This is a genomic window from Klebsiella sp. HC6, assembly GCF_022605325.1.
Classification (GTDB): Bacteria; Pseudomonadota; Gammaproteobacteria; order Enterobacterales; family Enterobacteriaceae; genus Klebsiella; species Klebsiella terrigena.
Genome location: NZ_CP093276.1, coordinates 2,801,927 through 2,823,128 on the forward strand (window position 1 = coordinate 2,801,927; position 21,202 = coordinate 2,823,128).

Sequence of the window (21,202 nt, forward strand, 5' to 3'; positions counted from 1 at the left end):
GCGTTAACCCTCTTTTTTGTTTATCTCTTCCGGCGCGGCCGCCGGCGCGGCGTACCAGTTTTCCTTCGCCACCACCACCGGCTCCTTCGGCTGCAGGACAAAGTTAGGCGACATTATCTGCACGTTAAACTCGTTGAACACGTCCAGCACGCTGCCGTGCAGCGCATTACGACCTTCTGGTACGGTGGTTTCGGCAAGCAGCCGCACCTGCAGCTCGTAGGAGGCGTACCAGTCCATCAGCGCCAGCTTGCGCACTTTTGGCGGCTGGTCAGGGTCGATGCCCTCAGCGCGGTGCGCCGCCAGCTCCAGCAGGGCGCAGACCTGGCGCCACGGCGTATCGTAACCAATCGTCACGCTAACGGTAAGGTTAACCCCCTGGCCGGGGTCCTGCGCGCTGAGGTTAACGATCTTGCCGCTCACCACCACCGCGTTGGGGACGGTGACGATGTAATTTTCACGGGTCTGGATCTTGGTTGCCAGCATGCCGATTTCGCTGACCTGGCCCTCATCGCCGGCGATGCGGATCCAGTCCCCTTTATGCAGCGCGCGCGAGTAAATCAGCACCAGCCCGCTCATCGCATGATTCATGATGCCGGTTGAGCCCAGGGTTAACATCAGGCCGAAAAAAACGCTGATGCCCTTAAAGGCCAGCGAATTAGCCCCGGGGAGAAAAGGGTAAGCGGCGGAGAGGGCAAAAAGCCAGATTGCCGCGGAGATGAGCCTGCGGGTGGCGCCGACGGTCTCCGGGTGCAGGCCGGGGATATGCAGGCGGCCGGCTTCAACCTGGCCGAGCAAAACCTTGACCAGGCGGATAATAAACCAGGTTATCAGGAAGATAATCAGCACAATCAGCAGACCGGGCAGCGAAGAGAGTATCGACAGGGCAATCTCCTGGATAACTTTCAGCGACCACTCGCCCAGCGATTCGCTCCACACGCGGGTCCACGGAAAGAGGCCGAAGGCCCAGCTCAGCCAGGCGTAAAGCGCCAGAATGCCGAGCAGCGCCATCAGCAGGGCATAGAGCCGGGTTTCAATATTGCCGAGGAAGCGCCGCCAGTTCTGCGGGATCCAGCTGCGTTTCTCGAGAATGCGCAGAGTGAAAAAACGCCGCACCCGCCGCCACGAACGGTACGCGGCGTAGTAAAGCAGGGCCAGAGCCAGGGCCCCGGCCAGGGTTTTGCCGGCCGACAGCAGCAGATATGAGCGGTTGTACTGTTCGCGCAGGGAGGTTCGCTGCGCCTCAATCCGGGTGAGCGCGCGCTGCGCCGCCCGATCGAGGGTCAGATCGTCGCCTTCATCAAGATCGGCCTGGCTGAGCAGCATCACCGGTTTGTTGTTCATCATAAACAGGCGGCCAGGCAGGTTGTAGCGGGTAACCGCCACCACCTGCAGCGGCTGGCTGATGTCGGCTTCCGTGAAGGCGCGCAGGGTATTACGTACCCGCAGCACGCGCTCTTCGGGGGTGGTCTGGCCGAAGGTTGCCTGCAGCATGACGATCGGCTGGTGGAAGATAAATACCGTGCGCGCCCGCTCGCGATCCGTCGGCTGCTCGCGCGGCTCGGCGGCGTGAAGCGGGAGCGCCAGCAGCAGCGCCAACCATGCCAAAAACAACGCCCGTACTCTGTTCATAAGCCGCACCCGGAAAGCGAATATTTTTGTTATTTTTCAGGCGGTCCAGCGCACCGTCTGGCGTGGACCTGCTTTGAGCATAGCCGAGGGGCAGGCGAATTCAAGAGCCGTCTGGCAGGGGCGCACCGGCGCTTAGCGCGCGGCTGAGGAGGCGCCATCCTGACAAAATGTGCGATCTTCTTGACACAGCATTGACAAATAAATGCCTGGTCAGTAATTTCATTTGTAATTACTGACCAGGCAAATATCATGAATAAGCATCCGGGTATTATCAATAACAAGTTCCATCTGGGTTTATTAATCCATCTGGCAAACCAGTATAAAGATCAGCTCATTAGCCAGTATTTCTCCGGCATGGATATCACGGCCGCCCAGTTTAAGGTGCTGATCAGCATCTATAAGGGCGTCACCAGTCCGGTTGAGATCAGCAAAAATCTGGTCATGGACGCCGGGGCGATGAGCCGCATGGTGGATCGGATGGTCAAGCGCGATCTCATCAGCCGTTCGCCTAATCCGCAGGATAAGCGGCAGGTCGTGCTGGCGCTGAGCGGCAAAGGCGAGCTGATTTGCGAGCGCTTTGTTAATGAAGCGCTGGCGTCAATCATCAGCGACCTTACCGCCCGACTGACCCCCGACGAGTCTCGTTTACTGGTAGAGCTAATGACAAAAATGCTGCCAGACGAAATTGTTGCCCCTCATCGCTAACGTATTCAAGAAGGTCCGGACAAGATGGAAACCACACCTGCACAGCACGCCGAGCGCGGCAGCAAGCGCAAACGCAACTTTATTATTTTACTGATTATTCTGCTTCTGGCCGCCGGCGGCGGCGTGGCATGGTACCTGCTGTACGCCCGCTACTATGAATCGACCGACGATGCCTACGTTAACGGCAACCAGGTGACGCTCACTCCGCAAATCGGCGGTACGGTGACCCAGGTCACGGTGGACGAGGGGGATTTTGTGCAGAAGGGGCAGCCGCTGGTGCTGCTTGACCCGAGCGATACCGAAATTGCGCTGCAGCAGGCGGAGGCTAATCTGGCCAACACCGTGCGCCAGGTTCGCGGTCTCTACAGCACGGCGGATAACTACCGCGCGCAGGTGGCGGCGAAAAGGGTCGCCCTGCAGACGGCGCAAAACGACTACGCCCGGCGGCAGAAAATCTTCCAGAGCGGCGCCATCGCGGCGGAAGATCTCTCCCACTATCGCGACGCGGTCACCAGCGCGCAGAGCGACTTAGCCGCCGCTCAGGAGGCGTTACGCACCAATACCGCGATGGTTGACGATACGGTTATCGACAGCCATCCTGAAATTAAAAGTGCGGTAGCCACGCTGCGCCAGCGCTATCTGGATAATTCGCGCAGCACCATCGTTGCCCCGGTCAGCGGCTTCGTGGCCAAACGCGCGGTCCAGCTCGGCATGCGCGTCGATTCGGGGACCACCCTGATGGCTATCGTGCCGCTGAATGAGGTGTGGGTCGATGCCAACTTCAAAGAGAGCCAGATGAGCGGGATGCGCCTGGGGCAGAAAGTGACGCTCAGCGCGGACCTCTACGGCGACGACGTGGAGTACCACGGCACCATTGAGAGCCTGGGCATCGGCACCGGCAGCGCGTTTTCGCTGCTGCCGGCGCAGAACGCCAGCGGCAACTGGATCAAAATCGTCCAGCGTCTGCCGGTGCGCATCGCGCTGGACCCGCATGATATGCAGAAAAACCCGCTGCGCGTGGGGCTGTCGATGAACGTTCGCGTTGATATTCGCGATACCGACGGCCATCTGCTGCCGCAGCAAACCGTTAGCGCCCCGCGTTTCACCACGGATGTGTATCAGAACCCGCTGGAACAGGCGGACCAGCTGGTGGCTAAAATCCTTCATGACAACAGCAAAGCGGTAGCCGCCGGCGCCCGTTAAGAGAGACGTTATGCAAGATAAGGCCGCATTTACGCCGCCCAATATGTGGCTGGCGGTGCTCGCGTTGTCGCTGGCCACGTTTATGCAGGTGCTGGACTCCACGATTGCCAACGTGGCGCTGCCGACGATCGCCGGCAACCTCGGGGTGAGTGCCGATCAGGGGACGTGGGTTATCACCTCGTTTGCGGTGTGCAACGCCATTGCGCTGCCGCTGACCGGCTGGTTTACCCGGCGCTTCGGCCAGCTAAAGCTGTTTATCGGCTCGGTGGTGCTGTTTACCCTGACCTCGTTCCTGTGCGGGTTTGCCCACAGCATGAGCGAACTGATTATCTTTCGCGCCCTGCAGGGCTTCTTCGCCGGGCCGATGTTCCCGATGTGCCAGACGCTGCTGCTGGTTATCTTCCCGTCGAGCAAGCGCAGCATGGCGCTGGCTCTGCTGTCGATGGTGACGGTGGTGGCGCCGATTGTTGGCCCCATTACCGGCGGCTGGATCACCGATAACTACTCCTGGCCGTGGATTTTCTACATCAACGTGCCGATCGGCATCTTTGCCGCGATTGTGGTCTGGACGCAGATGCGCGAGCGTGAAGAGACCACCACCCATGCGCCGATTGACTACATCGGCATCGCGCTGCTGGTGCTTGGCGTCGGGCTGCTGCAGGTGGTGCTGGATAAAGGCAACGACCTCGACTGGTTCGCCTCAATCCATATCGTCATTATGTCGGTAATTTCGGCGATATCGCTGGTTTCGTTCGTTATCTGGGAGCTGGGCGAGCGCCACCCGATAGTCAACCTGCGGCTGTTTAAGGACCGTAACTTTGCTATCGGTACGCTCTCGCTGACCCTGGGCTACGCGGCGTTTTTTGCCATCAACATCATTCTGCCGCAGTGGCTGCAAACCCAGATGGGCTACACCGCCATCTGGGCCGGGCTTGCCGCCGCGCCGATGGGCGTGCTGCCGCTGGTGATGACGCCGATTATTGGCCGCTACGCCAATAATTTCGATCTGCGTATTCTGGCTTCGCTCTCGTTCCTGACCATGGGGGCCTCCTGCCTTATTCGCGCGCAGTTCAACACCGACGTCGATTTCCGCACCATCGCCGAAGTACAGCTGTTTATGGGGATCGGCGTGGCGTTTTTCTTTATGCCGATCACCACTATCGTACTGTCGAACCTCAGCGGGGCGGAGGTGGCGGAAGGTTCCGGTCTGGCAACCTTCTTCCGCGTGCTGGGCGGCTCGTTTGCCTCCTCGCTGACCACCTGGATCTGGTCGCGGCGGGAGGTGTTCCACCATGCCAACCTGACCGAAAGCGTCTCCGCCTATAATCCGGCGGCGGTGGATTACGTGGAGAAGATGGGTGGAGCGACCCAGCAGCATATGGCGCTGATCGATAAAACCATCGAGCAGCAGGCCTATATGATGTCGACCATCGACTATTTCTGGGTGTTAGGCTGGGGCTTTATGGCGCTGATCGTGGTTATCTGGTTTGCCCGTCCGCCGTTCAGCCGCGCCGGAGCGCCGGGCGCGCCCTCGGCCGGCCACTAGCAACAAGCGGGGCCGAAAAGCGGGTCTGCTGGTCTGGCGGTGTTCAGCTCACCGGACAGCTGAGGCGATAAAAGCGGCCTGTCCGCATGGTCACCGCATGGTTTCAATCATTGTTGCTCTCCGCCATTGTTGCTATCCGCAACGATGGACGCCAGGTGGCGAAAAGGCGTGCAGCGGGGCCCTGGACCCCGCTGAAATCGGCGAACCGAAGGCCGGAAGACAAGGGCTGGCCGCCAGGGATGGCGGCAAGAGGCGAATCGAGACAGGAGCGAGCCCCGGAACGGGCGAGCAGGTCGAGTTGAGCCGACCGCAGGCTGCAGGCCGGGAGGTGAGCGCAGTGCGCAGCACCGATTTCCGTGCGGGACCGCGGGGATTGTTAAGGGGAAGACGGTTATCTTCCCCTTAACCCGGTCACCTCGCATTGAGGCCGCATGTTCTGCCTGACGTATGGTGAACGGAATACCTCTTAGCTAAATGATACCACGCAGCGCCCGGCTTTAGCCGGCAACATTACCGCTGGGCACAGCTGTTACACTGCTGGTTCTGGATCTGCTGGAAGAAGTCGTTGCCTTTATCATCCACCAGGATAAATGTCGGGAAGTCTTCCACCTCGATTTTCCAGATCGCCTCCATTCCCAGCTCCGGATAAGCCACGCACTCAAGGCTCTTAATACTCTGCTGCGCCAGCACCGCCGCCGGGCCGCCGGTGCTGCCGAGATAGAAACCGCCGTGCTTGTGGCAGGCGTCGGTCACCTGCTGGCTGCGGTTGCCTTTTGCCAGCATCACCATGCTCGCGCCGTGCGACTGCAGCAGATCGACGTAGGAATCCATGCGCCCGGCGGTGGTCGGCCCCAGCGAACCGGAAGCGTAGCCGTCCGGCGTTTTGGCCGGACCCGCGTAGTAGATCGGGTGATCTTTAACGTACTGTGGCAGCGCCTCGCCGTTATCCAGCAGCTCCTTGAGCTTCGCGTGGGCGATATCGCGGGCGACGATAATCGTGCCGTTCAAGGTCAGGCGGGTTGAAACCGGATGGGCCGAAAGCTGCCCGAGGATGTCGCTCATCGGCTGATTGAGGTCGATGCTAACGACCTGGCCTTCACCCTGCTGACGCAGCGCTTCCGGGATGTACTGGCCGGGGTTGCTCTCCAGTTTCTCAATCCAGATCCCGTGACGGTTGATTTTCGCCTTAATGTTGCGGTCGGCGGAGCAGGAGACGCCCATCCCAACCGGGCAGGAGGCGCCGTGGCGCGGCAGGCGAATCACGCGGATGTCGTGGGCAAAGTACTTGCCGCCGAACTGCGCCCCGAGGCCGAGATTCTGGGCGGCCAGCAGCAGCTCCTGCTCGAGCTGCACGTCGCGGAACGCCTGGCCGTGCTCGTTGCCTTCGGTTGGCAGGCCGTCGTAATAGTGGGTGGAGGCCAGCTTAACGGTTTTCAGCGTCGATTCCGCAGAGGTTCCGCCGATGACGAAAGCAATGTGGTACGGCGGACAGGCGGCGGTGCCGAGGGTGCGCATCTTCTCGACGAGGTAGTCCTTCAGCTTTGCCGGGGTGATCAGCGCCTTGGTCTCCTGGTAGAGATAGGTTTTGTTGGCCGAGCCGCCGCCTTTTGCCATGCACAAGAATTTGTATTCGTCGCCGTCAACGCTGTAGAGGTCGATCTGCGCCGGCAGGTTAGTCCCGGTGTTGACCTCTTTATACATATCGAGGGCGGCGTTCTGCGAATAGCGCAGGTTATCTTCGGTATAGGTGTTGTAGACCCCGCGCGCCAGCGCGGCCTCATCGCCGCCGCCGGTCCATACGCGCTGGCCTTTTTTACCCATGATAATCGCCGTGCCGGTGTCCTGGCAGGTTGGCAGAATCCCCTTAGCGGCAATCTCGGAGTTACGCAGGAACTGCAGGGCGACGTATTTGTCGTTTTCGCTGGCTTCCGGGTCCAGCAGGATTGACGCCACCTGCTGCTGGTGGGAGACGCGTAGCATAAAGGCCGCGTCGTGGAAGGCCTGCTGGGCCAGCAGAGTGAGCGCTTCAGGCGCAACCTTGAGGATCTCCTCGCCCTCGAACCCGGCGACGCTGACGTGCTCTTTGCTCAGCAGATAGTATTCAGTCTCATCTTTCGCCAGCGGAAACGCTTCCTGATAAACAAACGGTTTAGTCGACATTGTTTAAGCTCCCTAAGAGTAAAACCGCCGGGAGTGACCCCGACGGTTGTGAATCAGAACATCATGGACATCCACGGATAGCCAATCAGCAGCAGGGCGGCCAGGAAGATGGCGCCGAAGATGGTGCCGAGGCGCCAGTAGTCTTTGGTCGGCAGATAGCCGCTGCCATAGTAGATCGGGCTGGGGCCGGTACCGTACGGGGTGATGATCCCCATAATGCCCAGCGAAGTGACCATCAGCAGTACGAATACCTGCATATTCATACCCGGAATGGTGGAGGCGATGGTCAGCATGGCCGGCAGCAGCGCGGTGGTATGGGCGGTGGTGCTGGCAAACAGGTAGTGCAGCAGGTAGAACGCCAGCAGCAGCAAGATGGTGGCGACTCCCGGAGAGATACCGCTCATCAGCGCGCCGCCTTCTTTACCCAGCCAGGCGATAAAGCCGGTGGAGGAGAGGCCATCCGCCAGCGCCACCAGGGTGGCGAACCAGACAAAGGTATTCCACGCCGCTTTATTATTGGTGATATCGTTCCATGACAGGACCCCGGTCCACAGCATCAGGACGATAACCAGCAGGGCCGCCAGCGCCGGCTCAATCCACTCGGCGGCGAAGATCCACATCGTCAGCGCGAAGCAGACGAACACCAGCAGCAGAATCTCATTACGCGACAGGCGGCCGAGCTTTTCCAGCTCGCGCGCGGCCCACAGGGGCACTTCATCATTGACCTTCACCTCCGGCGGATAGAACCAGTAGGCCAGCAGCGGCATCACCGCAATCAGCAGCACGCCCACCGGCAGGAAGGCGATAAACCAGGTGCCCCAGGAGATATTGATACCGACGATACTTTTCACCAGCGCCAGCGCCAGCAGGTTAGGCGCCAGCGCCGAAAGGAACATCGAGCTGGTAATACAGGCGGCGGTAATGGCGACCCACATCAGATAGGAGCCGATGCGGCGGGCGCTAGGGTCGTTAGGCTTAGAGCCATACAGCGGCGGCAGGTTGGCGATAATCGGGTAAATGGTCCCGCCGCTGCGGGCGGTATTCGACGGGGTGAAGGGCGCCAGCAGCAGGTCGGCAAAGGTGATGGCGTAGCCCAGCGTCAGGCTGCGGCGGCCAAGGTACTTCACCAGAATCAGCGCCAGACGGCGTCCAAACTGGGTTTTGTCGTAGCCCGCGGCAAACATAAAGGCGCCGAAAATCAGCCACACGGTAGAGTTACCAAATCCGCTGACCGCCCACTTAAACGAGGCGCCGGCAAGCTTGAATTTGGGGTCCGCCAGCTGCGCCGGGTCGAACAGCAGCCACTGGCTGCACAGGGCGATAACCACCACCCCGGTGATGCCGATCACCGCCCCGGGAAGGGGTTCGAAAATCAGGCCGACGATCACGCCGACGAAAATGGCAAAGTAGTGCCAGGCATAGGGCGGAAGGCCGTCAGGCACCGGGACGAAGAGCAGCATTACGGCCACGATAATGGGCAGCGCCATCATCAGCAGACGACGCTTATCAGCAGCCTTAGGACTGGCTGCGCCGGCAGGCGATATGGTTGTCTTTTTCTCTTTCATAATGAGTATCTGCAAGTAGTTGAAAATAAGTTTGAGCCGTCGGTGATTTTTACTTTCTTTAATTTCAAAACTTTCTTTAGTTATTAATCATTGGTTTTTATTATCACCGCGACGGTTATTTAACGCATTTTTTATGGCGCTAAATTAAATCTGTTTGTTATTTATATATTGCTCTTTGATGTCGAATTGCAATTGATTGAGATCAATAAATCCAGGGGTCTGGCGTTTTTTTTATTTTTCGCAATAACCCCTGTAGTGAGGGTGGTTATTTGTATGAAATACCGCTAAATGTTAAATTTTAGTCGATTTTTAGCGTTTATCCGACAAGGTGAATTTATTTAAAGTGTTGATTTGTTTGGTTTTAAATGGATAAGAGTGATTTTGTTTTTATTAACAAAAGTGTCTTGTTTGTTATCAATATTATGCTTTGTGTAAACGTTGTATTTTAAAATAATAATACAATGGGAGTAGTGATGTTATTGTTGGTATTAAATAGTTTTTTAACTAACGTAAGTGATTTGGTAACTAAAAAATTCGCTATATTATTAACATGACAACAGGAATTAAAAACACAACCAAAAATAAATTCCTTAGCGAATTCTGAATTTCAATATTTAAAATCTGGAGTGTTACTATGACCAGTAATCAACGTATTTTGCAGCCCTTTACCTTACCAAACGGAACTGAGCTAAAAAACCGCCTGTTTATGGCGCCGATGACCACCTGTACCGGCTATTATGACGGCTCGGTCACCAGCGAGCTGGTGGAGTACTACCGCGTCCGTGCGGGCAGCATCGGGACCATCATCGTCGAGTGCTGCTTTATCGATAGCTATGGCCTGGCCTTCCCTGGCGCCATTGGCATCGACAGTGATGAAAAAATTGCCGGCCTTGCCAAAATTGCCGAAGCCATCCAGGCGGAAGGGTCGAAGGCCATCCTGCAGATCTATCACGGCGGCCGGATGGTCGACCCGCAGCTAATCGGCGGTCGCCAGCCGGTCGCGCCGAGCGCGCTGGCCGCCCCGCGCGACGGCGCCGCGATGCCGCGCGCGCTGAGTACAGAGGAAGTCGAGGAGACCATCGCGAAATTCGGTGACGGCGTTCGCCGCGCGATTCAGGCCGGTTTTGACGGCGTCGAAATCCACGGCGCCAATACCTACCTTATCCAGCAGTTCTACTCCCCGAACTCTAACCAGCGCGACGACTGCTGGGGCGGCAGCCGCGACAACCGCGCCCGTTTCCCGCTGGCGGTGCTGGAGATCGCCCATAAAATGGCCGGCCAGTACGCTGATGACGCTTTTATTATCGGCTACCGCTTCTCGCCGGAAGAGCTGGAAGAGCCGGGCATCCGCTTTGAAGACACCCTCTATCTGCTGGAAAAGCTGGCGGCGCGGGGCCTCGACTATCTGCACTTCTCGGTAGGCGCCTCGCTGCGTCCCTCCATCGTTGATACCCGCGATCCGACGCCGCTGATTGAAAAATACTGCGCGCAGCGCTCCGCCAGCCTCGCGCAGGTGCCGGTGATGGGCGTTGGCGGGATTGTTAACGCCGCGGACGCCGAGCAGGGGGTGGATCACGGCTACGATCTGATCGCCGTCGGACGGGCCTGCATCGCCTATCCGGACTGGACCGACCGCGTTGCCGATGGCGAAAACCTGGAGCTGTTTATCGACAGCACCCGGCGTGAAGCCCTGCATATTCCGGAGCCGCTGTGGCGCTTCTCGCTGGTGGAAGCGATGATCCGCGATATGAGCATGGGCGACGCGAAGTTTAAGCCCGGCGTCTTCGTCGAAAGCGTACAGGATGAGGCCGGGGAGCTGGTGATCCACGTCAGCCTTGAGAACGACCGCATCGCTGACGTTGAGCTGGCCTCTGCCGCGGTACAGACCGTGGAGTTCACCACCAGCTTTGAAGAGATCCGCGAGCGTATTTTGACCGCCAACACCCCGCACGTTGACGCCATCTCCGGCGCCACCAGCCAAAGCGAAGCGGTGAAAAAAGCGGTATCCAAAGCGATGCTGAAATCGAGCAAAGCGCTGGCAGTTGAGGAAGGCGGCGACGATCGGGCGGTGAAAAGCTACGACGTGGTGGTGGTCGGCAGCGGCGGCGCGGGTCTGGCGGCGGCGATTCAGGCCCACGACGAAGGCGCCCGCGTGCTGATCGTTGAAAAAATGCCGACTATCGGCGGCAACACCATTAAAGCCTCCGCCGGGATGAACGCCGCGGAAACGCGCTTCCAGCGGGTAAAAGGGATCGTCGACAGCAAAGAGCTGTTCTACGAGGAGAGCCTGAAGGGCGGGCACAACAAAAACAACCCGGCGCTGCTGCGCCGCTTCGTGGAGAACGCCCCCGAGGCGATCGAGTGGCTGGCCCGTCGCGGGATCATGCTGAACGACATCACCACCACCGGCGGGATGAGCATTGACCGTACCCACCGTCCGCGTGACGGGTCGGCGGTCGGCGGCTATCTGATTAGCGGCCTGGTGCGCAATATCAGCAAACGCGGGATTGACGTGATGCTGGATACCTCGGTCGAAGAGATCCTGATGGCCAACGACGAGGTGAGCGGCGTGCGTCTGCTCAACGACGAGCAGGAGCGCATCGAGGTGCAGACCAGGAGCGTCGTGGTCGCCACCGGCGGCTTCAGCGCCAACAGCGCGATGGTGGTCAAATACCGTCCGGACCTCGCCGGTTTTGTCACCACCAACCATAAAGGAGCCACCGGCGGCGGCATCGCGCTGCTGGAACGCATCGGCGCCGGCACCGTGGATATGGGCGAAATCCAGATCCACCCGACCGTTGAGCAGAAGACCTCATACCTGATTTCGGAGTCGATTCGCGGCGGCGGGGCGATTCTGGTGAGCCAGCGCGGTCAGCGCTTCTACAACGAAATGGCGACCCGGGATAAAGTCTCGGCGGCGATTATCGCGCTGCCGGAGCAGTACGCCTGGATCGTCTTTGACGAGCACGTGCGGGCAAAAAACAAGGCGGCCGATGAATACATCGCCAAAGGTCTCACCACCAGCGCCAGCTCCCCGCGCGAGCTGGCGGAGAAGCTGGGGATGGATTACCATGCCTTCCTTGCCACCCTTGAGCGCTACAACGGCTTTGTTGAAACCCAGCGCGATGAGGATTTTGGCCGCACCACCGCGCTGCGGGCGCCGATTAACGAAGGGCCGTTCCACGCGATCCGCATCGCCCCGGGTGTTCACCACACCATGGGCGGGGTGACGATTAATACCGCGACCGCGGTGTTAAACACCGCTCAGCAGCCGATTCCGGGCGCCTACGCCGCCGGGGAAGTGGTCGGCGGCATCCACGGCGGCAACCGCATCGGCGGCAATGCGGTGGCAGATATCATTATCTTTGGTACCCTGGCTGGCCACCAGGCGGCAGTACGCGCCAGAGGATAACATTTAGCGATTTGCCCCGGCCGCGCGCCGGGGTCATCCACAGGAGCTGCAACCATGTCTGACGACAGCCGCGTCTATAGCTACTCCGCCGTGTTAATGGGTTCGCCCATTTTGCTTAAACTGTTCCGTCACGATGACGCGCTCGCCTCCCGTACCTTCCAGTTAATCAAACGCTACGAAGACCTGCTTACCGTCAACCGCGCTCACTCCCAGGTCATGGAGATTAACCATGCCGCCGGCCGCCATGGGGTTGCCGTCAGCCGCCCGGTGTTTAAGCTGATCCAGTGCGCGAAGGCCGCCAGCATGGTGCGGGATAGCGCCTTCAACCTGGCGATTGGCCCGCTGGTCAAGCTCTGGCGCATCGGCTTTCAGGGGCACAGCGTGCCGGCGGCGGCGGAGATTGCCGCCCGCCTGCCGCTGACCCGGCCGCAGGATGTGATCCTCGATGAGGCGGCGGGCAGCGTGTTTCTTGCCCAGCCGGGCATGGAGATCGACCTTGGCGCCATCGCGAAAGGCTATATTGCCGATCGGGTGCGGGATGACCTGCGGCGCCAGGGCGTCGACGCGGCGCTGATCAACCTCGGGGGGAACGTGCACACCCTCGGGGAGTGGTCCATTGGGCTGAAAAAACCCTTTGCCGCATCAGACCAGCTGGTGGGCACGATTGCGGTGAGCGGCCAGTCGGTGGTGACCTCCGGCGTCTATGAGCGCTATTTCGAGCAGGACGGCAGGCGCTGGCACCATATTCTCGACCCGCGCAGCGGCTATCCGCTGGATAACGAGCTGGAGAGCGTGACCATCATTTCTGACGACTCCCTCGATGGCGATATCTGGACCACCCTGATCTACGGCCTGGGCGTGGAGAAGGGACGCGCGGCGCTGCGTCAACGGGAGGATATTGAAGCGATTTTTGTGACTAAAAATCGCGAAGTGATCCTCTCATCGCAGCGCCGCTTTCGCTTTCAGCTGCTGGATAGCGGCTATCGGCTCACTGACTGTACTGCTTGAGCAGGCCGTACTGCTCGGCGACCAGCCGATAGCGGTAGACCGGGCGGCCGGTGGCGCCGTAGTGAATGGTGGTGTAGAGGATATTAATCTGCGCCAGCCAAATCAGATATTTGCGACAGGAGACGCGGGAAATATTCACCGCCACCGCCAGCTCGTCGGTGGAGAACTCGGTCGCCGGGTGGGCATCGATCCACTGGCACAGCGTGCGCAGCGTTTGCGAAGTGAGCCCCTTCGGCAGCTTGCGCGCGTCGGTGGCTTCCGGCGCGTCGCCGTGCAGCAGGCGGTCAACGTCAGCCTGCTCATAATATGTCTGTCCGGTCATCAGCTTTCTTTTCTCGCGCCAGGCGGTTAACGCCTCCTCAAAACGCGGGAACTGGAAGGGCTTAATCAGATAATCGATAACGCCGTAGTGCATCGACGTTTGCACGGTTGCGGCATCGGCAGCGGAGGTGATCATAATCACGTCGATGGCGCGGCCGGAGGCGCGAATAGTCGGCAGCAGATCCAGGCCGCTATCATGCTGCATATAGACGTCGAGCAGCACCAGATCGATCTCCAGCTCGCCGTCGTTAATCATCTCCCGGGCCTTATTCAGCGTCGATGCGGTGCCGCAGCAGCGGAAACCGGAAATCCTCGCCACGTACAGGCGGTTCAGCTCGGCGACCATGGCATCGTCATCAACAATTAATACATTTATCACGCGCTGTTCCTTTTACTATCCCAGGGAAGGTGAACAAAAAATTGAGTAAATACGCCGGGTTCGGACTCGACGGCCAGCGTCCCGCCCAGTTCGCGCAGCTGCTGGCTGGCAAGAAACAGGCCGACGCCGCGATTCTCGCCTTTGGTGGAGAAACCTTTATTAAAGATGGCGTCGATATTGGCCTCCGGGATCCCCGGGCCATCGTCGCTCACTTCGCCGCTTAACCAGCCGTTTTGATAGTGTAGCAACAGGCTGACTTCGCCCTCGTGCTGGCCGCTCATGGCGTCCAGCGCGTTCTCAATCAAATTACCCAGCACGGTGACCAGCACGGTGATCTGCTTTTCGTTCGGGCAGTCGGGGACGAGGCTCTCTTCCGCGAGGCTAAGGCTAAATCCGCGCTCTTTCGCGCGCTGGATTTTACCAATCAAAAAGCCGGCGACCACCGGAGATTTGATGCGGTGCTGGATTTCGCCGATATCCGCCTGATAGGTGTGGGCGGTTTGTAGCACGTACTCCTCCAGCTTGTCATAGCTTTTCATATTCAGCAGGCCGAGGATCACGTGCAGCTTATTCATAAACTCATGGGACGTGGTGCGCAGCGCATCCACATAGTTGACCATGCCGTCGAGGCGCTGCAGCAGCTGGCTGACCTCGGTTTTGTCACGGAAGGTGCTGATGGCGCCGACGGTGGCATTCTGGCTGCGCACCGGCACGGTGTTGCTGATGAGCAGCAGGCCGTTGCAGCCGAGCTCGCGGTCGTAGATGGGCCTCCCGGTGCGCAGGACCTCCTGTAAATCCGCCAGCAGAGGCGTATGGCCGAGGGTTTTATCGGGGCCGCTGAACAGAATTTCGCGCGCGGCGGGGTTGATCAGGGTGACTTGTCCCTCGTTATCGACCGCCACCACCCCCTCTTTTAACGAATGCAGCATCGCCTGGCGCTGCTGGAACTGGGTGGAGATCTCCTGTGGCTCGAGGCCGAGCAGCACGCGCTTGAGGCCGCGCACCAGGCTCCAGGTTCCGATACCGCAGACCAGGGCGCTGAAGAGTACGGTAAAGAGGACGTCCCAGCGGCTGTTGGCTATCTGGGTATCGACCTTGCTGAGCGAAATCCCGATCGCCACGACGCCAATTTGCCGGTGGTTCGCGTCAAAGACCGGCGTAAAGGCGCGCAGGGCGGGGGCCAGCACGCCGTGGTTGACGGCAACGTTCTCCTTTCCCTGCAGGGTGGGATTAATGTCATCGCCGATAAACCGCTTGCCGATGATCTGGCTGTTAGGGTGCGAGTAGCGAATGCCCTGCATATCGGTGACCACCGCGAACAGGAGATCGTTGCGCCGAACGATCGCCTGCGCCAGCGGCTGAATAATATTGCTGTCCGCCGGCAGGGTCAGGCCGCGCTTCACTTCCGGCATATCGGCCAGCGTTCGCGCCACCGCCAGGGCGGTGTCCTTCAGCCCGTCGCGGGTGGTATCACTGATTTGGATAAACCACAGCGCGTACACCAGCAGCAGCACCGACCCCAGCACGCTGCCAATCATCAGCGTCACGGCGGTACTCAGCTTCATGCTCTTACGGCGCCTGCGTGCGGGCGGTTCCTGCTCCGCTAACTCGTTCATAACAACCCCAGGGTAAACAGCGAAGGCCTATTATCGCTGAAGGTGTGAATTTCTTAAAGGCATGTAAAAAAGCAATAAACCCGCCGCCGGGAGCCGGGAAGCGTGACCCCACTCGCAGGAGGCGAGGTTAAATATCCCTATAGTAAATACGGAGTTATTTAAATGGAGGTTTTTATGAGCAGTAAGCCAACCGCTTCAATGACGGAACGACGCCACCCGGATACCCGCCGCATCGATACTCTTACCACCTATGACATGCTGACGCTGCTGCACGCCGACGGCCGGCAGATTGCCAACGCCATCGACGCCTGTCTGGCAGACATGACCCGCCTGGTCGATAACGCCGCCGCGACCCTGAGCCGCGGAGGGCGGCTGGTGATTGTCGGCGCCGGCGCATCCGGCCGCGCGGCCCTGCAGGCGGTCAGCGAGTTTGCACCTGAGGAGAAACACTCCCTGGTGGGGCTCATTGCCGGCGGGCCGGCGGCGGCGCTGCAGGAGATGGAAACGGCCGCTAACGACTACGATCTCGGCGCCCTTGAGCTGCAGGCGCTGCGGTTCAGCGATAACGATATGCTGCTGGCGCTGACGGTCAGCGGCAAAACGCCGTGGGTGTGGGGCGCGATGCGCCACGCCTGGTCGCTCGGCGCGCCGGTTGCGGTGCTGACCCAGCAGGCGGATAGCGAAGCGGCGCAGCTGGCGGATATTATCGTGGCGCCGCAAACCGGCCCGGAAGCGGTGGCGGGGTTTGGTAACCCGAAAGCGCAGCTGGCGCAGCGGCAGCTGCTCAACATGCTGACCACCGGGCTGGCCATTCGCGGCGGCAGGGTCTTCAGCAACCTGCGGGTCGATCTGAAGGCCAGCAGCCCGCGCTGGGCTGAACGGCAAATTGCCATCGTTATGGAGGCCGCCGGCTGTTCGCGCAGCGAGGCGAAAGCCGCGCTTGCCGCCTGCAACCAGCACTGTCGGACGGCGATTCTGATGCTGCTCGCCGGGCTTGATGCGTGGCAGGCGCGGGAGCTGCTGCTGGAAAACAACGATCATCTGCGCATTGCGTTACGGGATAAAACGCATCAGCTGGCAGAGTCGCAGCGTTAATTATCAGCGGCGCGCTATAATTCCGCGCGCCGCTATTTTTTCCTTATGTAACTAAATAAACCGGCGCATGCGCCGCCAGCCCTCTAATTATCGCCCTGCGTTGACCCGTTTTAATTTCATTAATCATTTTCTGGTTTTTTAAGTTAAAAAAGTGAAATCAAATAATTGATTAACTGTGCGGAAAATGTAAATGATATTTTAAAATATAATGAAAGTGCGTTAACATGTTTACACTTATTTCATTATGCTATGCGATAATTCTATTATGCCTGCAATAAAAAACTCGATCTTATCCCTGACCGCGCTGGCGATGTTCGTCAGTACGGCAACCTACGCAAATACCGACGCCGCAAAGAAAACTGATTTTCTGCTGATTGGCGGCGGGATCATGAGCGCCTCGCTCGGGACCTGGCTGCAGGAACTTCAGCCGGACTGGAAGCAGGTGATGGTAGAGAAGCTTGACGGCGTGGCGCTGGAGTCCTCGAACGGCTGGAACAATGCCGGTACCGGCCACTCGGCAAACATGGAGCTGAACTACACGCCAGAGCGTGCGGACGGCTCTATCGACGTCAGCAAGGCGCTGGATATCAACGAACAGTTTATGATCTCCCGTCAGTTCTGGACGGCGCAGGTTAAGCGCGGCATTTTGCGCGATCCGCACTCCTTTATTAATTCCACCCCGCACATGAGCTTCGTCTGGGGCGATAACGTGGATTATCTGCAAAAGCGCTATACCGCGCTGCAGCAAACCGCTTTATTCCAGGGGATGAAATTCTCCACCGACCATGCGCAAATTAAACAGTGGGCGCCGCTGGTGATGGAAGGGCGCGATCCGCAGCAAAAGGTAGCGGCCACCTGGACTCCGGTCGGGACCGACGTTAACTACGGCGAAATAACCCGTCAGCTGATCGGCAGCCTGAAGAAAAGTAATAACTTCTCGCTGCAAACCTCCTCTGAGGTTACCGCCTTTAAGCGTAATGCCGATAATTCGTGGCACGTGACGATTAAGAACGTTAATAGCGGCGACGAGCAGGCGATTGACGCGAAATATGTCTTTATCGGCGCCGGCGGCGGCGCGCTGAAATTACTGCAAAAGACCGGCATTCCGGAAGCTGATAACTACGCGGGCTTCCCGGTAGGCGGCTCCTTCCTGATGACCGAAAACCCGGCGGTGACCCAAGAGCATCTGCAAAAAGTTTACGGCCAGGCCTCGGTCGGCGCGCCGCCGATGTCGGTTCCGCATCTTGACGCCCGCTTCCTTGACGGCAAGCGCGTGGTGCTGTTCGGGCCGTTCGCGACCTTCTCGACTAAGTTCCTCAAAAATGGTTCGATCTTCGACCTGCTGAGCACTACCACCACCGATAACGTTCTGCCGATGACCCACGTCGGTCTCGACAACTTCGATTTGGTCAAATACCTGGTAAGCCAGGTGATGCTCAGCGACGACGACCGCTTTGCGGCGCTGAAAGAGTACTATCCGGCAGCGCGTAAAGAGGACTGGAAGCTGATTCAGGCCGGCCAGCGCGTGCAGATCATTAAAAGAGACGCCGAGAAGGGCGGAGTGCTGAAGCTGGGGACCGAAGTGGTGGTCGACGAGCAGAAAACCATCTCCGCGCTGCTTGGGGCCTCTCCGGGCGCCTCTACCGCCGCGCCGATTACCCTGAACGTGCTCAAGCAGATGTTCCCGCAGCAGTTCAGCTCCGCGGAGTGGCAGAGCCGCATCCACGCGATCGTGCCGAGCTATGGCCAGAAGCTGAACGACAGCCCGGCGCTGACCCAGCAGGTGTGGGACGATACCGCCGCAACGCTGCAGCTGACCAAGCCGCCGGTGATTGATATGACCCACTCCCAGGCCGCCGCCGCGCCGTCTGCCGAGCTTAAGCCTGCGGAATCTCCGCAGCACGATATGGCGCTGTAGCCGCCGTATTAACTCCGCCCGCGTGCGTCATGCCGGTCAGCTCAGCAGCTGACCGGCATTTTTTTTGCCTTATCCGCGCCAGCGCCGCCTCACGCCCCGTTCGGCAATTCCTTGCTCTGCGTTAAAGCATTTACCGGCGTTACGGTTATACTGGCTTGAATTCATTCGAGAAATAGTGAGCCGCGGCGGAAATAGGGAGTGCAGCGCAGTGAAAGACGACATTAGCCAGGATATTACCTTCCGTAAGCTGGCGGTATTTATGATGTTTATGGCCAAAGGCAATATCGCCAGAACCGCCGAAGCGATGCAGCTCAGCGGCGTCAGCGTCCACCGGGCCCTGCATACCCTCGAAGAGGGGGTGGGCTGCCCGCTGTTTGTGCATAAGGGACGCAACCTGCTGCCGCTGCCGGCGGCCTGGACGCTGCTGGAGTATTGTCAGGACGTTACCACGCTGATGACGCGCGGGCTGGAGGCGACGCGAAAGGTCGCCGGCGTCGGCCAGGGACGGCTGCGGATCGGCACGCTCTATTCGCTCACGCTGGAGACGGTCCCGCGGATCATCATGGGGATGAAGCTGCGGCGCCCGCAGCTGGAGCTGGACCTGACGATGGGCTCCAACCAGATGCTGCTGGATATGCTGGAAGACGACGCCCTGGACGCGATCCTCATCGCCACCAACGAGGGGGAGTTCAGCAACAGCGCGTTTGACGTGGTGCCGCTGTTTGAAGACGATATTTTTCTCGCCGCGCCGGCGGCCGAACGGCTGGATACCGCGAAACCCGCCGACCTTCGCGACTATGCCGACCGCAAATTCGTTTCGCTTGCCGAAGGATTTGCCACCTACGCGGGCTTCAGGGAGGCCTTTCAGGTTGCCGCCTTCGAGCCTGAAATCGTCACCCGGGTCAACGATATCTTTTCGATGATAAGCCTGGTGCAGGCCGGCGTCGGCTTTGCGCTGCTGCCCGGGCGGATGAAAAAGGTCTACGAAAATGACGTGCAGCTGCTAAAGCTGGCGGAACCCTATCAGATGCGCCAGCTGATCTCGATTGTCTATTCCCACCATCGCGAACGCGACGCGGACCTGCTGGCGCTGGCGGCGGAAGGGCGGATGTACGCCCGCAGCCTCAACGGCTGAGGCGCTTCGCCAGGTGCTGCGCCACTTCAACGCTGTTTCGCTCCATGCAGATGGCGTCGCCCTGCCAGCCTGCGAGGTAGGTCAGCCCGGTCAATACGCTGCCGGGCGGCATCTCAATCGCCAGCCGCGCGTCGCGCTGATTGGCGGAAACCATCGCATCCTGCCACTGTACGGTGCGCGCCATGTTGAAAGCTAAGTCTTCGGCGATTTTCTGCGGTTCCCACAGCACTCGGCCGGTTGATCCGCTGAGATACGCTCGCGATGGGCGTGACAATGTCACGGATTCGAACGCCTGAGCTAATTCTGCCGCCGGTTTATCCAGCAAGGCACAGTGCGACGGTACGCTTACCGCAAGCCGGGTAGCCTTGCTGGCTCCGGCGGCCAGCGCCTTTCTCGCGACCTCGGCCATATCCTCATCCCGGCCGGCAATCACTATCTGCGTTTCGGCATTAAGGTTGGCAATGAAGGTGCTGCTTCCCGCCATCAGCTTTTCAACCTGATTCAGCGTGAGGCCAACAATCGCCGTCATACTGTAGCCGTGGGGATACGCCCGCTCCATTAAATCCCCGCGCAGGGCGACGAGGCGCAGCGCGTCGCGAAAATCCAGCGCGCCGGCCACTACCGCCGCAGGGTAAGCGCCAATCGACAGGCCGCTGACGATGTCGGGCTTAACGTCGTGGCGAATAAGCTCGTTAGCCCATGCCACGCCGGCAATCAGCAGGCAAAGCTGCACCGCGCGGGTGTGCTTCAGCGCGTTGGCAGTGTCGAGCAAGCTGGCTCCATCGCCAAGTACGGCGCGGACTTCGGCAAGAACGGTCTCGCCGTCGGGCAGGTTTTGCAGCATTCCCGGACGCTGGGTGCCCTGGCCGGGAAAGGTAAAGAGGATTTTCATCATGACTCCCTGTGCCACGGCGCAGCGGTGAGCCGCGGTCCGGTGGCGGTTTTCAGCAGAACGCGTCCTTCGCGCAGCCATTCGTTGAGCGCAAACGCGCCAAAGGGCGTTTCAATCTGGGTGTCGGCGCGGCACGGCAGCTTTTCCACCTGCGCCTGCCACTGCCGCAGTTCGTCGTCGGTCAGTGGTTCCGGGGCGCGAATCAGCAAATCGAGATCGCTGTCGGCGTGCAGGACGGGAATTTCGGTGGCGAGGGCATAGGCCGTACTGCCGGTAATGCCCCAGATCCACGGCCACGCAAAGGTGGTCAGCAAAATAGCCGCCTGAACGGGCGGCTGGGAAACAAACGGCGAGTGCAGCAGGCGCTGGCGCTCGACCAGCGCTTCCGGCGTGACGATGCGGGAAACGGACTCGGCCTTAACCCATCCGGCGGCGCGCTGTTCGCGCTTTATGCCGCGCACGCCCACCGGAATATCGCCGCTATCATTCACGTCGCGCCGCACGACCACGGGCAGGCCCGGCTGCCACTGGCTGGCTACCCACGCCTCCTCGACGTTGAGCAGGGCGTCGCGGCTTTTCAGCCACAGTAAATCGTGCGGGCGCGAAGTGAATGTCATA

Annotated in this window: 15 protein-coding genes; 8 read left to right on the forward strand and 7 right to left on the reverse strand. The window is 59.5% G+C overall.

What is annotated here, in order from left to right; translation table 11 throughout:
* Nucleotides 1-3: 3 nt before the first annotated feature.
* Nucleotides 4-1,629 (reverse strand): mechanosensitive ion channel family protein, encoded by a 1,626-nt coding sequence (locus MMW58_RS13660; RefSeq protein WP_241723593.1) that lies wholly within the window; start codon nucleotides 1,627-1,629, stop codon nucleotides 4-6.
* A 249-nt stretch (nucleotides 1,630-1,878) separates the two neighbouring features.
* Between MMW58_RS13660 and MMW58_RS13665 the strand changes: the two genes are divergently transcribed.
* The 3 genes from MMW58_RS13665 to MMW58_RS13675 are packed head-to-tail and all read left to right on the forward strand — an operon-like array spanning nucleotide 1,879 to nucleotide 5,083.
* Complete coding sequence (locus MMW58_RS13665; RefSeq protein WP_133599606.1) at nucleotides 1,879-2,334, forward strand: MarR family transcriptional regulator; 456 nt, start codon at nucleotides 1,879-1,881, stop codon at nucleotides 2,332-2,334.
* Nucleotides 2,335-2,358: 24 nt separating this feature from the next.
* Nucleotides 2,359-3,537: an efflux RND transporter periplasmic adaptor subunit gene (locus tag MMW58_RS13670; protein ID WP_241723594.1), complete on the forward strand. Its 1,179-nt coding sequence runs from the start codon at nucleotides 2,359-2,361 to the stop codon at nucleotides 3,535-3,537.
* Nucleotides 3,538-3,547: 10 nt separating this feature from the next.
* Nucleotides 3,548-5,083, forward strand: a complete 1,536-nt coding sequence (locus tag MMW58_RS13675; protein ID WP_133599608.1) for a DHA2 family efflux MFS transporter permease subunit — start codon at nucleotides 3,548-3,550, stop codon at nucleotides 5,081-5,083.
* A gap of 510 nt (nucleotides 5,084-5,593) precedes the next feature.
* Here MMW58_RS13675 and fumA read toward each other — a convergent pair.
* On the reverse strand, nucleotides 5,594-7,243 hold the full coding sequence (gene fumA, locus MMW58_RS13680) for a class I fumarate hydratase FumA (RefSeq protein WP_241723595.1): 1,650 nt from the start codon (nucleotides 7,241-7,243) through the stop codon (nucleotides 5,594-5,596).
* Between the two features lie 53 nt (nucleotides 7,244-7,296).
* A complete protein-coding gene (locus tag MMW58_RS13685; protein WP_241723596.1) occupies nucleotides 7,297-8,808 on the reverse strand; it encodes an anion permease in 1,512 nt (503 codons plus the stop codon).
* A gap of 634 nt (nucleotides 8,809-9,442) precedes the next feature.
* On the opposite strand from MMW58_RS13685, the gene MMW58_RS13690 reads away from it, so the two are divergent.
* Both MMW58_RS13690 and MMW58_RS13695 read left to right on the forward strand, forming a co-directional pair.
* The gene (locus MMW58_RS13690) at nucleotides 9,443-12,220 is read left to right on the forward strand and encodes a flavocytochrome c (protein ID WP_241723597.1); all 2,778 of its coding nucleotides are present in this window, start codon (nucleotides 9,443-9,445) and stop codon (nucleotides 12,218-12,220) included.
* A 54-nt stretch (nucleotides 12,221-12,274) separates the two neighbouring features.
* Nucleotides 12,275-13,228, forward strand: coding sequence for an FAD:protein FMN transferase (locus tag MMW58_RS13695; protein ID WP_241723598.1), 954 nt, complete (start codon nucleotides 12,275-12,277; stop codon nucleotides 13,226-13,228).
* Here the strand turns inward: MMW58_RS13695 and dcuR are convergent.
* A complete protein-coding gene (gene dcuR / locus MMW58_RS13700) occupies nucleotides 13,209-13,928 on the reverse strand; it encodes a two-component system response regulator DcuR (protein WP_045858444.1) in 720 nt (239 codons plus the stop codon). The genes MMW58_RS13695 and dcuR overlap by 20 nt on opposite strands.
* The gene (locus MMW58_RS13705) at nucleotides 13,925-15,544 is read right to left on the reverse strand and encodes a sensor histidine kinase (RefSeq protein WP_241723599.1); all 1,620 of its coding nucleotides are present in this window, start codon (nucleotides 15,542-15,544) and stop codon (nucleotides 13,925-13,927) included. The genes dcuR and MMW58_RS13705 overlap by 4 nt, the downstream gene beginning before the upstream one ends.
* 174 nt (nucleotides 15,545-15,718) lie before the next feature.
* Here MMW58_RS13705 and MMW58_RS13710 point away from each other — a divergent pair, with 174 nt between their 5' ends.
* From MMW58_RS13710 to MMW58_RS13720, 3 genes are all read left to right on the forward strand, one after another.
* Nucleotides 15,719-16,639 (forward strand): N-acetylmuramic acid 6-phosphate etherase, encoded by a 921-nt coding sequence (locus tag MMW58_RS13710; protein ID WP_241723600.1) that lies wholly within the window; start codon nucleotides 15,719-15,721, stop codon nucleotides 16,637-16,639.
* Nucleotides 16,640-16,949: 310 nt separating this feature from the next.
* Complete coding sequence (mqo, locus tag MMW58_RS13715) at nucleotides 16,950-18,557, forward strand: malate dehydrogenase (quinone) (protein WP_241723723.1); 1,608 nt, start codon at nucleotides 16,950-16,952, stop codon at nucleotides 18,555-18,557.
* A 208-nt stretch (nucleotides 18,558-18,765) separates the two neighbouring features.
* On the forward strand, nucleotides 18,766-19,692 hold the full coding sequence (locus MMW58_RS13720) for a LysR family transcriptional regulator (RefSeq protein WP_241723601.1): 927 nt from the start codon (nucleotides 18,766-18,768) through the stop codon (nucleotides 19,690-19,692).
* On the opposite strand, the gene mdcH is transcribed toward MMW58_RS13720, so the two are convergent.
* Complete coding sequence (mdcH, locus tag MMW58_RS13725) at nucleotides 19,682-20,584, reverse strand: malonate decarboxylase subunit epsilon (protein WP_241723724.1); 903 nt, start codon at nucleotides 20,582-20,584, stop codon at nucleotides 19,682-19,684. The two genes, MMW58_RS13720 and mdcH, sit on opposite strands and share 11 nt — an antisense overlap.
* Nucleotides 20,584-21,201, reverse strand: coding sequence for a malonate decarboxylase holo-ACP synthase (locus MMW58_RS13730; protein ID WP_241723602.1), 618 nt, complete (start codon nucleotides 21,199-21,201; stop codon nucleotides 20,584-20,586). Before MMW58_RS13730 ends, mdcH begins: the two co-directional genes overlap by 1 nt.
* Nucleotide 21,202 lies beyond the last annotated feature (1 nt).

Coding starts and splice junctions, on each gene's coding strand:
- MMW58_RS13685 (WP_241723596.1), bottom strand. CDS start 8,808: ATGAAAGAGAAAAAGACAACCATATCGCCTGCCGGCGCAGCCAGTCCT.
- MMW58_RS13665 (WP_133599606.1), top strand. CDS start 1,879: ATGAATAAGCATCCGGGTATTATCAATAACAAGTTCCATCTGGGTTTA.
- fumA (WP_241723595.1), bottom strand. CDS start 7,243: ATGTCGACTAAACCGTTTGTTTATCAGGAAGCGTTTCCGCTGGCGAAA.
- MMW58_RS13695 (WP_241723598.1), top strand. CDS start 12,275: ATGTCTGACGACAGCCGCGTCTATAGCTACTCCGCCGTGTTAATGGGT.
- MMW58_RS13675 (WP_133599608.1), top strand. CDS start 3,548: ATGCAAGATAAGGCCGCATTTACGCCGCCCAATATGTGGCTGGCGGTG.
- MMW58_RS13660 (WP_241723593.1), bottom strand. CDS start 1,629: ATGAACAGAGTACGGGCGTTGTTTTTGGCATGGTTGGCGCTGCTGCTG.
- MMW58_RS13730 (WP_241723602.1), bottom strand. CDS start 21,201: ATGACATTCACTTCGCGCCCGCACGATTTACTGTGGCTGAAAAGCCGC.
- MMW58_RS13670 (WP_241723594.1), top strand. CDS start 2,359: ATGGAAACCACACCTGCACAGCACGCCGAGCGCGGCAGCAAGCGCAAA.
- MMW58_RS13710 (WP_241723600.1), top strand. CDS start 15,719: ATGAGCAGTAAGCCAACCGCTTCAATGACGGAACGACGCCACCCGGAT.
- mqo (WP_241723723.1), top strand. CDS start 16,950: ATGTTCGTCAGTACGGCAACCTACGCAAATACCGACGCCGCAAAGAAA.
- MMW58_RS13705 (WP_241723599.1), bottom strand. CDS start 15,544: ATGAACGAGTTAGCGGAGCAGGAACCGCCCGCACGCAGGCGCCGTAAG.
- MMW58_RS13690 (WP_241723597.1), top strand. CDS start 9,443: ATGACCAGTAATCAACGTATTTTGCAGCCCTTTACCTTACCAAACGGA.
- mdcH (WP_241723724.1), bottom strand. CDS start 20,584: ATGAAAATCCTCTTTACCTTTCCCGGCCAGGGCACCCAGCGTCCGGGA.